The sequence below is a fragment of the Streptacidiphilus sp. EB103A genome (assembly GCF_041261405.1).
Lineage (GTDB): Bacteria > Actinomycetota > Actinomycetes > Streptomycetales > Streptomycetaceae > Streptacidiphilus.
This window is the reverse complement of sequence record NZ_JBGCAQ010000013.1, coordinates 107,885-119,558: the sequence shown is the minus strand read 5'-3', so window position 1 is coordinate 119,558 and position 11,674 is coordinate 107,885. Positions and strand designations below refer to the sequence as shown.

Genomic DNA, 11,674 nt, shown 5'->3' with positions numbered 1-11,674 from the left:
TGTGCTGACCGGTCTCAGCGGAATGCGGCGGTATGGCGGGCGGCCCAGTCCGCGAAGGGACGCGGGGCGCGGCCGAGGATCCGCTGGACGTCCGGGCTGACGCGCAGTTCGGCGGGGTTGGGGGAACCGAGGATGGTCAGCGTGTCCTCGGCGAGTTCGGCCGGCATGCTCTGGGCCATGGCGGCCTTGGCCTCGTCGCGCGTGAGGTCGTGGAACCTCACCGGCGAGCCCAGCGCGGTGGCGATCGCCTGCGCCTGCTGGCGCGGCGTGATCACCTCCGGGCCGGTCAGTTCGTAGATGTCGCCGGCGTGCCGGTCCTCCAGCAGGCAGGCCGCCGCGACCTCGGCGATGTCCGCCGGGTCGATGATCGGCACCCCGACATCGCCGAACGGCGCGGCGACGACCCGTCGCGCGCGGACGGACTGGGCCCACCACAGGGCATTGGAGGCGAAGCCGCCCGGCCGCAGGATGGCCCACTCCAGTCCGGACTCCCGCAGCACGTCCTCCAGCGCGCGCATCGCGATGCGCGTCGCGCCGAAGGGCCTGGTCGCCACGCCCTGGGTGGAGAGCAGGACGACCCGGCGGACCCCGCCGGCCTCGGCTGCGCCGATGATGTCGGCAGGGCTGGCCCCGGCGGCGTGCATGTCGCCGGACAGCAGCAGAAACAGCGCTTTCGCCCCGGCCAGCGCAGGCTCAAGACTGGCGGGCTCGGCCAGGTCGGCCGTCACGTGACGGACGCCGTCCGGCACCGCCGCCGCGTGCCGTGACACCGCCGTCACCTGCTGTCCCGCCTCGGCCAACGCCCGCGTCAACGGCCGGCCGACATTTCCGGTAGCCCCGGTCACCACGATCATGATCAGCTCCTTGTCACATGTCTCCTGTGGCCTTCACGCTAGGAGCCGGGCTAACTCTTGGTAAGGACATACCCTGGGGTAAGCTCATCACATGGCGGGAAGCGTGCAGCACACACGGGCCGAGCCGGGGAAGCGGTATGAGGTGTTTCACACCGACTGCCCCGCGAGCAATGTGGTCGACCACGTGACCAGCAGGTGGGGCGTCTGGGTGTTGATCGCCTTGCAGAGCGACAGCCTTCGCTTCTACGAGCTGCGCGACAGCATCCAGGGCATCAGCGAGAAGATGCTCGCCCAGACCCTGCGCGCGCTGGTCCAGGACGGCCTGGTCTGGCGGGAAGTCGAGCCGACGACCCCGCCCCAGGTCACCTACGGGCTGACCCAGTTCGGTCGGGACCTCGGCGAACCACTGACGGAGCTGCTCGACCGGATTACCCGGCGGCTGTCGCCATCGCCACCGGCGTCGCAATAGCCCTCGCCGGCGGGCGGCTTCCGGCCGCTTCCCGACCCGTACGGCAGGATGACGAACAAAGCGTCACCAGGGCCAGGGAGGAACGATGGACCTCAGCGCACACGGCTCCGGAACCCCGCAGGACCGATTTGCGACCGTGGTCTCCGCGCTCGCCGCCGAACCCGGCGTCGCGGTGCCGACGGACGCCCCCGGAGCCGAAGGCCGCTTCGGGGCGGCCGGCCTGAAGGTCGAGGGGAAGATCTTCGCAATGCTCGTCCGCGGGCATCTGGTCCTCAAGCTGCCCCGGGGACGGGTCGACGCACTGGTGGAGGCAGGCCAGGGCGAACGGTTCGACCCAGGACGCGGCAGGTTGATGAAGGAGTGGCTGGTGCTCGCCGAGCAGTCCGACCTGGACTGGCACCACCTGGCCCGCGAAGCACTGACTTTCGTCGCCCCGCCTGGCCGATAGCGCGAACCGGCTGCCCCAGGCAGACACCCGTGGATGGAACCAGCCGACCCGCCGACCGGCGGCAGAGCACCTCATGCCGTGCTCCAGAAGCTGACCACCGGGCCACTTCTGGAGCAGCGCGCTGCGGACCATGCGGCGGTCCGGTTATGCCGCGGTCCGGCCGGCGTCGGCGGCGATGGTCGCGCCCGTGAGGTATGCGGCACGGTCGGAGGCCAGAAAGAGGATCACCTCCGCGATCTCGCGCGGCGTCGCGAGCCGGCCGAGCAGAGTGGTCTTGCCGATCTGCTGGGCGCCTTCCTCGCCCATGGCCGCGAGCACCATGTCCGTACGGGTCGGACCGGGTGCGACAGTGTTCACCCGCACACCAGCCGGGCTGAACTCGGCCGCCCAGGTACGCGTCAGGGACTCCAGCGCGGCCTTGGTGGCGCTGTAGACGGACAGCCCTGGCATCCCGACCTTCGCCGCCATGGTGCTGACGTTGACGATGCTGCCCGAACCCCGGGCGATCATGCCCGGCGCGAGGGCCGCCGTCAGGAAGTACGGGGCCCGGATGTTCGCGGCCAGGACCGCGTCGAAGGACTCGACGTCCTGGGTCACGGTCGGTGCACCGGGGAAGACAGCGGCGTTGTTGACCAGGATGTCGACCTCGCCTGCTGCGGCTGCCAACTGGTGCAGCGAATCCAGGTCCGTGAGGTCAGCAGCAAGAAAGCGACCACGACCGCCCTCGTCCGTGATCGACCGGACGGTGGCGGCACCTCGCTCGGCGTTGCGGCCCGAGACCACGACCTCGGCACCTGCCGCTGCCAGCAGACGGGCCGCCTCGGCGCCGATACCGGCCGTCGAGCCGGTCACCAGGGCGGTCTTGCCAGTCAGTTCCATATCCGTGTCCTTCCAATGATCCGGCCGCCCGCTGCGCCCGGAATGGGTTGCACGGCCCAGAATGGTCAGCAAAAAATGGGTTGTCCAATCCAGAAACTGCTAACCTGGAATCCATGACACCCCGGACGCGACGGCTCACCCGCAAGGGCCAGGAGACCCGGCAGCGGATCGTGGCTGCTGCGGCCCAGCTGATGTACGAACGCGGCATCGCCGAGGCGACGCTGGAGGACGTCCGCGCCGCCGCCGGAGTCAGCGGCTCGCAGGTCTACCACTACTTCGACGACAAGCAGGCCCTGCTGCTGGCCGTGATCGAGTACCAGACCGAAGCCGTCCTGGAACTGCAGCAGCCCCACTTCGACAAGCTGGACACCATGGCCGGGCTGCGGCAGTGGCGGGACGCCCTGGTCGAGTACCAGCGCCGGCTACAGTGCCGCGGCGGCTGCCCCATCGGCTCGCTGGGGAGCGAAGTCGCCGAGAACAACCCCGAGGCACGGCTCGCCGTCGCCTCCGGCTTCCTGCGCTGGGAAGCCGCCATCCGCGAGGGGCTACAGGCCATGCACGCACGCGGAGAACTTGACGCCGACCCCGAGGACCTCGCCCTGGCGACCCTGGCCGCACTCCAAGGCGGCCTGCTACTCACCCAGTTGCAGCGCAGGGTCAAGCCCCTCGAAGTAGCGCTCGACTCGTCGCTCGATCACATCGAGACGCTCACCAGACTCCCGTGACTATCAGGCGATCCCAATTGCCGCGCCGGACGCCCTCGTCCGGATCAGGTGCCCTGACGGCACAGGACAGTACGCGAGCCGAGCAGCACCGGACTGTCGAGCATCCTCGAAGGAGGTACGCCATGACCGCTGAGATGGTCGCGCCCGCATGGATGCACGCGCAGATCAGCGCGGAGCAGTACGACTCCTGGTCCGAGGAGTAGTGCGCCGGCATTGAGATCGTGGACGGGATGGTCGTCGTGAGCCCGAGTGCGTCCAAGCGACCCAACCGGCTGGCCCGCATCCTCGCCAATTCCTTGGACGCCGCCGCAGGTCCGGACTGGAACGCCGACACGGACTTCGATGTCCGCCTGCAGGACGTCCCGCTCACCAACCGGCGTCCGGACGTCGTCGTGTACCGGGCAGAGACCATCGACCTCACGCCCACTCGCCCCGAGCATGTGCTCCTGGTGGTCGAGGTCGTGTCGCCGGGCTCGGAGACCACCGACCGGATCGTGAAGGTGGACCAGTACGCCAAGGCCGGAATCCCCTTCTACTGGCGCATCGAGCAGGCTGCCACCGGCGTTCCGCTTGTCTACACCTACGTTCTCGATCCCGCCAGCAGGGCCTACCGGGACGGCGAGATGTTCACCGGCGCGATCAAGGCCGCTGTGCCCTTCTCGGTCACGGTCGACCTGAGTACCGTCTGACCGGCACGATCCCACGCGACGCCCAGTCGGCGAGGGCACACCGCGCACCATTGACCTACACATAAAGCGGGCATACTTCACACCCGACCGCGATGTCCGGGATGCGTTGAAAAATGCTCTACTTTGAGCCCCCTGTCGGATTCGAACCGACGACCTACGCATTACAAGTGCGTTGCTCTGGCCAGCTGAGCTAAGGAGGCGTGGTGCCTGTCCGCGGCGTGCCACGGCAGGACCAGAGGGGAGTCTACCGGGCGGGACGGGGTGGGTGTCCGCGGATTTGCGGGGGTTGGGGGTCGGGATTAGGGGGATTTGGGAGGATATTAGGGACGGGCGTGGTCATTTTGGGTGTGGAGAAGGTACTGACAGGGGCGCATCCCGACAGGTAGCGTCACCTGCAGTTCACCTTTCGCGGGTGGACTAGACCTCATCCAGCGCATCGCACCGCGCCGCTCCGGCGGGTCGGCACGGCGGGTACGCGGAGGGGCGAACCACCATCCGCCTTTACTCGGATCGTCCGGCACGTTCCTGCCGGTGAAGGAGAGCAGCAGCATGCCTACAGTGACCTTCGACAAGGCCACCCGGATCTACCCCGGCGGCACCAAGCCGGCCGTCGACGCGCTGGACCTGGACATCGCCGACGGCGAGTTCCTCGTGCTGGTCGGCCCGTCCGGCTGTGGCAAGTCGACCAGCCTGCGGATGCTCGCGGGCCTGGAGGACGTGAACGGCGGCGCCATCCGCATCGGCGACCGCGACGTCACCCACCTCCCCCCCAAGGACCGGAACATCGCCATGGTGTTCCAGAACTACGCGCTGTACCCGCACATGACGGTCGCCGACAACATGGGCTTCGCCCTGAAGATCGCCGGCGTCAACAAGGCCGAGATCCGCAAGAAGGTCGAGGAGGCCGGCAAGATCCTCGACCTGACCGAGTACCTCGACCGCAAGCCGAAGGCGCTCTCCGGCGGTCAGCGCCAGCGTGTCGCGATGGGCCGCGCGATCGTCCGCGAGCCGCAGGTCTTCCTCATGGACGAGCCGCTGTCCAACCTGGACGCCAAGCTCCGTGTGCAGACCCGCACCCAGATCGCCTCGCTGCAGCGCCGCCTGGGCATCACCACCGTCTACGTGACCCACGACCAGGTCGAGGCCATGACCATGGGCGACCGCGTCGCGGTGCTCAAGGACGGTCTGCTCCAGCAGGTAGACACCCCCCGCAACATGTACGACCGTCCGAACAACCTGTTCGTGGCCGGCTTCATCGGCTCCCCCGCGATGAACCTGGTCGAGGTCCCGTTGGCCGACGGCGGCGTCAAGTTCGGCGAGTCGGTGATCCCGGTCTCCCGTGCCGCCGTGGACGAGGCCGCCGCCGCCGGCGACCGCACCGTCACCATCGGCGTCCGCCCGGAGCATCTGGACCTGGTCGGCGAGGGCGACTCGCTGGCCAAGGGCGGCAGCGGCCTGGCCGTCACCGTCAACGTCGTCGAGGAGCTGGGCGCCGACGGCTACGTCTACGGCACCGCCAAGGTCGGCGACGAGGACAAGGACCTGGTGGTCCGCGTGAGCGGCCGCGCCGTCCCGCAGAAGGGCGAGGTGCTGCACGTGGTCCCGCGCGCCGGCGAGACGCACGTCTTCTCCACCTCCTCGGGCGCCCGCCTCAGCGACTGACCGCTGCTGCTGACTCCCAACATCTCCGAACGTCCCCGACGGCCCTCAGGCTGTCGGGGACGTTCGCTGCAAAACATGCCGTCACTCATTGGAGTGACTGAATGTCGCCAAATCATTACTCATCGCTAGCATCTTGGTCGTGAAGCAGCTAGCGAACCGTCTCGGCAAGACCCTCGCCTTCGTCCTGCCCGTCGTCCTGGTGACGACCGGCACCCTTGCGGTGACCCGCGTCCCCTGGGCTCCCTCGGGCTCCGGCGACAAGCAGGTCCTGGCCGCCTCCAGCAGCACCTCCGGCAACAGCGCCGACGCGGTGCGGCACCAGGCGACCACTCCGCAGGACGCCCTCCGGGCGCGCCTGCTGCAGACCCTGCGCACCCAGGACCCGGGCACCGCCCTGGACGAACTGGCCCAGGCCATGCAGCAGCAGCCGTCGCTGACCCGCTACTGCACCGATCTCGCCCGCGATCTGGGCCAGGCCGCCGTGCGCAAGTACCAGGGCGATGTGAAGCGCGCGCAGTCCTTCGCGCGCCCGGTCTGCGACGGCTCCTACGCCGTCGGCGCCCTCTCCGCGGCGGGCTGACCGTTCGCACACCCGCTGCTCCCGTACCGGTTCGTAACCAGGGCCCTGGTACGGGAGCACCGCAGCTCCGTCTAGGGTTCTCCCCATGACCGCTGACCTCATCCCCTCCACGGAGCGCTCCCCGCTCTCTTCCCCGCCGGTGACCCAGGCCGTGATCCTGGCCGGTGGACAGGGGTCCAGGCTTCGCCCCTACACCGACACCCGTCCCAAGCCGATGATCGAGATCCCGGGCACCGGGATTCCGATCGTCGGCCACCAGCTCCAGTGGCTGGCCGAGGAGGGCGTCACCGATGTCGTCATCTCCTGCGGCCATCTGGCCGAGGTGCTCCAGGACTGGATCAAGACCGCGGAGCTCCCGCTCAACGTCGCCACCGTCGTGGAGACCGAGCCGCTCGGCCGCGGTGGCGGCCTGAAGTTCGCCGCCGCAGCGCTCCCCCGCAAGGACGAGCCCTGGTACGCCACCAACGGCGACATCTGGACCCGCTTCCCGCTCCGCGACATGGCGGACTTCCACTCCGAGCGCGACGCCCACGCCACCCTCGCCCTGGCCCGCCCCCGCCTTCCCTGGGGGACTGTGGAGACCGACCAGTTCGGCAACGTCCTCGACTTCATCGAGTCTCCCCCGTCGCCGTACCTGATCAACGCCGGCGTGTACGTCTTCTCGGCCGAGTTCACCGGCATGCTGCCGGACCTCGGGGACCACGAGCGCAGCACCTTCCCGCGGCTGGCCCGTGAGCACCGTCTCTCGGGTTGGGAGCTGCCGCAGGGGGTCTACTGGCGTGCCATCGACACCGCCAAGGACCTCTCCGAGGCCGCCAAGGAGCTCGCCGCGGCCCGCGAGGCGCAGTAAGCCACACACAACACCGACCAACCCGTCCGCACTGCAGAGCGGCCCCGGAACGACATCGTCGTCGCTCCGGGGCCGCTCTCATTCGTTCCGGCGGTCCGTGCTGGTCCGGCTCAGGTGACCGGGGCGCCGCTCGTGCCCGCGCCGGTGCCCGGCATCCCCAGCAGCGGCAGCGGAGCGGGGGCGCTGGTGCCCAGCAGACCGCCGATCACGCCGTTGCTGCCACCGCCGCTGCTCGTCGGCGTCGGAGAGCTGCTGTGGCGGTGCGAGGGCGTGCTGCTGGAGCCGCCGGACGACGTGCTGCTGCCGCCCGAACTCGTGGCGGACGAGCTGCCGCTCTTGGTGCTGCCGCTGTGCCGCGAGGTCGGCTTGTGCGACGGTGCCGCCGTCGTCGGCGCCGCCGAGGGCGAAGCCGGGGCGGACGGCGCGGACGACGGCGACTGCGCGCCGCCGCTCGGGTAGACCGGGCTCGGGTAGTCGGTGGGCACCCCGGGCTCCGCCGGGACGACGGTGGTCCCGATGCGGTGGTCGCGGACCGCCGCGCCGAGCGCCGAACCCAGCAGCAGGGTGCAGCCGATCACCACGGTCGCCACCACGAAGCCGCGGCGCAGCACCCGCCGCCGCAGCACCGCGACCGGCGTGCGCTCGCCCAGCCGGTGCCAGGCCTCGATGGCCAGCCGTCCGTCCAGCGAGAACAGCGGCGCCCCGGCCAGCAGCAGCGGGCTCCAGGCGGCCAGCAGGATGATGTCCGGCGCGTCGTAGGCGGGGCTGGTCCGCCAGCTCACCGTCACCAGCAGCGCCACCGACAGCAGCATGGCCGTGCCGGCCGCCAGCCGCTGCCACAGCCCCAGGATGGACAGCACGCCCACCACGATCTGGATGAAGGCGACCCCGAGCCCGGCTCCCACCGGGTGCGCCAGGGCGAACTGCATCAGCGGCTGGGCCATCGGCCACGGGTGCAGCGACTGCAGCCAGTGCATCATCGAGCCGCGGACGCCGCCGTCGAAGTAGACGGGGTCGGAGACCTTGCTGAACCCGGCGTAGACGGAGAGGCCGCCCAGGAAGATCCGCAGCGGCAGCAGCACCAGGCCCAGGTCGACGCGACGGCCCGGGTACCAGGCATGGCGAACCGGTTCTCCGGACTCCCGGGCCTCCAATTGGTACTCGGGCCCGGAGCCCCAGGGCTGCCGCCCGCCGACGTACGTCACCTCGTCGTCGAAGCCGCTGCCGGGGCCGCCGCCCGGGCCGTGGCCCAGGCCCTGGCCGTAGCCGTCGCGGGCGTCGGGCGGGAGGGGGAACTGCGGCATCAGCTGGGTCTCGGCGGGCGAGGCGGACTGCTGCAGCGGCAGCACCCCGGTGACGGCGTCCGGCCCGGCGCCGCCCTGCCGTACGGCATCGAGCAGCGGGGCCGCACCGCCGGTCCAGGTGATCGGGGTGACCCTGCGCGGACGCCGCGGGCGCGCCTCACCGGAGCCGGCGCCGACCCCGGAGCCGACCCCAGCACCGAAACCTCCGGCTCCGGCCCCGGCCAGGGCGCCCGCCTCGATCAGCGGGGTCAGCACCAGCATCGGCTGCGTCTGGTCGGGGGTCAGCACGGGATAGGCGGAGTCGACGGAGGGCGCGGCGAAGGCCGGCGCGGCCACCTGAGCGTCGATCAGCGGGGTCACGGCCGCGCCGAGGCGCACCCGGAAGCTCGCCGTCGTACTGCTCAGCCGGGCCGGGTCGGTCGGTACCTTGACCGCGTACAGCCCCGGCTCACCGTCGCTCCCCTCGGCGCGTCCCCCCTGAGGGCGGTTAGGTGTTCTGGTGTCCACACCTCACTAACCGAGCGAGAGGCCATTTGGACACCCCCGGGTGTCACCCGATCCGGCGATCTCCCCCGACACGCCGAAACCCTCGCTCATACGCCCGAACGGGCGCACGGCGAGGGCGTCGGCAGGTCCTCGGAACAGTCGGAACAGTCGGTGCAGACCGGTCAGCGCTTGTTGCGCAGCCGGGCGGCCTCGTAGAGCACGATGCCGGCCGCGACGCCCGCGTTCAGCGACTCCGCGGCGCCGGGCATCGGGATCCTCACCGTCAGGTCGCAGGTCTCCGACACCAGCCGGGACAGGCCCTTGCCCTCCGAGCCGATCACGATGACCACCGGTCCGGTCAGCGCCTCCAGGTCGCTCAGCTCGGCCTCGCCGTCGGCCGCCAGGCCCACGACGAAGCAGCCGGCCTTCTGGTATGCCTCCAGCGTCCGGGTCATGTTGGTCATCCGGGCCACCGGGACCCGAGCGGCCGCGCCCGAGGAGGTCTTCCAGGCGCCCGCCGTCATCCCGGCGGCGCGCCGCTCGGGGATGACCACGCCGTGCCCGTCGAAGGCCGCCACGGAGCGGACGATGGCGCCCAGGTTCCGCGAGTCGGTGATCCCGTCCAGGGCCACGATCAGCGGGTCCTCGTGGTTCTCGGCGGCCCGAGCCAGCAGGTCGTCCGGGTGCGCGTAGTCGTACGGCGGCACCTGCAGGATGAGGCCCTGGTGGTTGTGGCCCTCGGCGAGGTTGTCCAGCTGCATCCGCGGGGCCTCCATGAGCGGGACGCCCCGCTCGTTGGCCAGCGTCAGCGCCTCGCGGACCCGCTCGTCGTTGTCGATGAACTGCTGGACGTACAGCGCCGAGGCCGGCACCCCGCCCTGCAGCGCCTCGACCACCGAGTTGCGGCCGTAGACGAGCTCGGAGCCCGCCTTGCCGCCGCGCCGCGCGGAACCACGGGACTTGTTGCCCGCGGCGGCGCGCTTGGTGGCGGCGTTGGCCATCCGGTTCTTCTTGTGCCCCTTGCGCTCCGACGCCTTGGGCGTCGGGCCCTTCCCCTCGAGTGCCTTCCGGCTGTGGCCACCGGTTCCGACCGACGGGCCCTTCTTCGAGCCGGGGTTGCGGCGGTTCCTGCGCTGGCTGTTGCCGGCCATCAGTTCAGTCCTGCTTCCATGGAATTCAACATCTGCGTGCGTACCCGCATGCGTGCGCGCATGCGTTCTGACCAGCCGATCAGCCGAGCGTCCAGCGCGAGCCGTCGGCACGGTCCTCGATGGCGAGCCCGGCCTGGGTGAGCCGGTCCCTGATGGCGTCGGAGGTCGCGTAGTCCTTGCGCTCGCGCGCCGCCTGCCGCTGCTCCAGCACCAGCTTGACCAGGGCGTCCACCACACCGTGCAAGTCCTCGCCCTGGGCCGGACCGGCCCACATGGCGTCCAGCGGATCGAGACCCAGCACACCGAGCATCGCACGGACCTCGGCCAGACGCGCTACCGCGTTCTCCTTGTCGTCCGCCGCCAGCGCCGCGTTCCCCTGCCGGACCGCCGTGTGGACGATGGCCAGCGCCTGCGGGACGCCGAAGTCGTCGTCCATCGCCTCGCCGAACGCCGGGGGCACATGCACGGCCGCGACCACCTCGCCGTGCTGCTCGGTGACCCGCTGCGCGAAGCTCTCGATCCGGGCGAACGCGGTCTCGGCCTCGCGCAGGGCCTCGTCGCTGTACTCGATCGTGGAGCGGTAGTGCGGGGTGCCCAGGTAGTAGCGCAGCACGATCGGCCGCCACTTCTGCACCATCTCGGAGACCAGCACCGAGTTCCCCAGCGACTTGCTCATCTTCTCGCCGCTGAGCGTGACCCAGGCATTGTGCAGCCAGTACGTGGCGAAGTCGTCGCCGAACGCCTTGGACTGCGCGATCTCGTTCTCGTGGTGCGGGAAGACCAGGTCGCGCCCGCCGCCGTGGATGTCGAAGGCCGGACCCAGGTACTTGTGCGCCATCGCGGAGCACTCCAGGTGCCAGCCCGGACGGCCGCGCCCCCACGGTGTCTCCCAGCTCGGCTCCCCCGGCTTGACCGACTTCCACAGCGCGAAGTCGCGCTGGTCCCGCTTGCCGGTCTCGCCCTCGCCCTCGGGCTGGCGCAGGTTGTCCAGCTCCTGGTGCGACAGCGAGAGGTAGTCGGGGTAGGAGGTGACGCTGAAGTAGACGTTGCCGTCGGCCTCGTAGGCGTGCCCGTTGTCGATCAGGACCCGCATCATCTCGATCATCTCCGGGATGTGCCCGGTCGCCCGGGGCTCCCCGGTCGGCGGCAGGCAGCCCAGCGCGTCGTACCCCTCGTTGAAGGCGCGCTCGTTGGCGTAGCCGATCTGCCACCAGGGCAGGCCGGAGAGCCGCGACTTCTCGATGATCTTGTCGTCAATGTCGGTGATGTTCCGCACGAAGGTGACGTCATAGCCCCGGTAGGCGAACCAGCGACGCATCACGTCGAAGTTCAGCCCGGAGCGGATGTGCCCGATGTGCGGGGCGGCCTGCACGGTCGCGCCGCACAGGTAGATCGAGACGCAGCCCGGCACGAGCGGGACGAAGTCGCGTACCTGGCTGGCGCTGGTGTCGTACAGGCGAATACTCACAGCGTCAAGCGTAGTGGGAAGAGCGGGGTGCCCTGTCCCCATCCGGTCACAGGACTCGGATCCGTTCACATCCCCGTGGCTTTCCGGCTCGCCCCCAACGGGTGACGCC

At 70.3% G+C, this 11,674-nt stretch carries 11 protein-coding genes, 1 tRNA gene and 1 pseudogene; 7 read left to right on the top strand and 6 right to left on the bottom strand.

The window, feature by feature from the left end:
- Positions 1 to 14: 14 nt before the first annotated feature.
- Positions 15 to 854 carry an SDR family oxidoreductase gene (locus tag ABH941_RS22145; RefSeq protein ID WP_370131144.1) on the bottom strand — a complete coding sequence of 280 codons (840 nt, stop codon included), beginning with the start codon at positions 852 to 854 and terminating at the stop codon, positions 15 to 17.
- A 91-nt stretch (positions 855 to 945) separates the two neighbouring features.
- Here ABH941_RS22145 and ABH941_RS22140 point away from each other — a divergent pair, with 91 nt between their 5' ends.
- Both ABH941_RS22140 and ABH941_RS22135 read left to right on the top strand, forming a co-directional pair.
- Positions 946 to 1,323, top strand: a complete 378-nt coding sequence (locus ABH941_RS22140; protein ID WP_370131143.1) for a winged helix-turn-helix transcriptional regulator — start codon at positions 946 to 948, stop codon at positions 1,321 to 1,323.
- Between the two features lie 85 nt (positions 1,324 to 1,408).
- Positions 1,409 to 1,771 (top strand): hypothetical protein, encoded by a 363-nt coding sequence (locus tag ABH941_RS22135; protein WP_370131142.1) that lies wholly within the window; start codon positions 1,409 to 1,411, stop codon positions 1,769 to 1,771.
- 144 nt (positions 1,772 to 1,915) lie between these two features.
- Here the strand turns inward: ABH941_RS22135 and ABH941_RS22130 are convergent, their stop codons facing one another.
- Entirely contained in the window at positions 1,916 to 2,650 is a 735-nt protein-coding gene (locus ABH941_RS22130; RefSeq protein WP_370131141.1) for an SDR family NAD(P)-dependent oxidoreductase, read from the bottom strand.
- A 113-nt stretch (positions 2,651 to 2,763) separates the two neighbouring features.
- On the opposite strand from ABH941_RS22130, the gene ABH941_RS22125 reads away from it, so the two are divergent.
- Both ABH941_RS22125 and ABH941_RS22120 read left to right on the top strand, forming a co-directional pair.
- A complete protein-coding gene (locus tag ABH941_RS22125; RefSeq protein WP_370131140.1) occupies positions 2,764 to 3,375 on the top strand; it encodes a TetR/AcrR family transcriptional regulator in 612 nt (203 codons plus the stop codon).
- A 122-nt stretch (positions 3,376 to 3,497) separates the two neighbouring features.
- Positions 3,498 to 4,064: pseudogene (locus tag ABH941_RS22120) on the top strand (Uma2 family endonuclease).
- Positions 4,065 to 4,190: 126 nt separating this feature from the next.
- Here the strand turns inward: ABH941_RS22120 and ABH941_RS22115 are convergent.
- Positions 4,191 to 4,264: transfer RNA gene (locus tag ABH941_RS22115), tRNA-Thr, on the bottom strand.
- A 349-nt stretch (positions 4,265 to 4,613) separates the two neighbouring features.
- Between ABH941_RS22115 and ABH941_RS22110 the strand changes: the two genes are divergently transcribed.
- The 3 genes from ABH941_RS22110 (at position 4,614) to ABH941_RS22100 (ending at position 7,156) form a co-directional block, all read left to right on the top strand.
- A complete protein-coding gene (locus tag ABH941_RS22110) occupies positions 4,614 to 5,726 on the top strand; it encodes an ABC transporter ATP-binding protein (protein WP_370131139.1) in 1,113 nt (370 codons plus the stop codon).
- Positions 5,727 to 5,865: 139 nt separating this feature from the next.
- The gene (locus ABH941_RS22105; protein WP_370131138.1) at positions 5,866 to 6,306 is read left to right on the top strand and encodes a hypothetical protein; all 441 of its coding nucleotides are present in this window, start codon (positions 5,866 to 5,868) and stop codon (positions 6,304 to 6,306) included.
- A gap of 85 nt (positions 6,307 to 6,391) precedes the next feature.
- Entirely contained in the window at positions 6,392 to 7,156 is a 765-nt protein-coding gene (locus ABH941_RS22100; RefSeq protein WP_134001956.1) for a nucleotidyltransferase family protein, read from the top strand.
- A 110-nt stretch (positions 7,157 to 7,266) separates the two neighbouring features.
- On the opposite strand, the gene ABH941_RS22095 is transcribed toward ABH941_RS22100, so the two are convergent.
- The 3 genes from ABH941_RS22095 to cysS form a co-directional block, all read right to left on the bottom strand.
- The gene (locus tag ABH941_RS22095; protein WP_370131137.1) at positions 7,267 to 8,967 is read right to left on the bottom strand and encodes a DoxX family protein; all 1,701 of its coding nucleotides are present in this window, start codon (positions 8,965 to 8,967) and stop codon (positions 7,267 to 7,269) included.
- Between the two features lie 161 nt (positions 8,968 to 9,128).
- Positions 9,129 to 10,097 (bottom strand): 23S rRNA (guanosine(2251)-2'-O)-methyltransferase RlmB, encoded by a 969-nt coding sequence (rlmB, locus tag ABH941_RS22090; RefSeq protein WP_134001958.1) that lies wholly within the window; start codon positions 10,095 to 10,097, stop codon positions 9,129 to 9,131.
- A gap of 79 nt (positions 10,098 to 10,176) precedes the next feature.
- Positions 10,177 to 11,565 (bottom strand): cysteine--tRNA ligase, encoded by a 1,389-nt coding sequence (gene cysS / locus ABH941_RS22085; protein WP_370131136.1) that lies wholly within the window; start codon positions 11,563 to 11,565, stop codon positions 10,177 to 10,179.
- Positions 11,566 to 11,674 lie beyond the last annotated feature (109 nt).

Coding starts and splice junctions, on each gene's coding strand:
- ABH941_RS22125 (WP_370131140.1), top strand. CDS start 2,764: ATGACACCCCGGACGCGACGGCTCACCCGCAAGGGCCAGGAGACCCGG.
- ABH941_RS22145 (WP_370131144.1), bottom strand. CDS start 854: ATGATCGTGGTGACCGGGGCTACCGGAAATGTCGGCCGGCCGTTGACG.
- ABH941_RS22135 (WP_370131142.1), top strand. CDS start 1,409: ATGGACCTCAGCGCACACGGCTCCGGAACCCCGCAGGACCGATTTGCG.
- rlmB (WP_134001958.1), bottom strand. CDS start 10,097: ATGGCCGGCAACAGCCAGCGCAGGAACCGCCGCAACCCCGGCTCGAAG.
- ABH941_RS22130 (WP_370131141.1), bottom strand. CDS start 2,650: ATGGAACTGACTGGCAAGACCGCCCTGGTGACCGGCTCGACGGCCGGT.
- ABH941_RS22140 (WP_370131143.1), top strand. CDS start 946: ATGGCGGGAAGCGTGCAGCACACACGGGCCGAGCCGGGGAAGCGGTAT.
- ABH941_RS22110 (WP_370131139.1), top strand. CDS start 4,614: ATGCCTACAGTGACCTTCGACAAGGCCACCCGGATCTACCCCGGCGGC.
- ABH941_RS22100 (WP_134001956.1), top strand. CDS start 6,392: ATGACCGCTGACCTCATCCCCTCCACGGAGCGCTCCCCGCTCTCTTCC.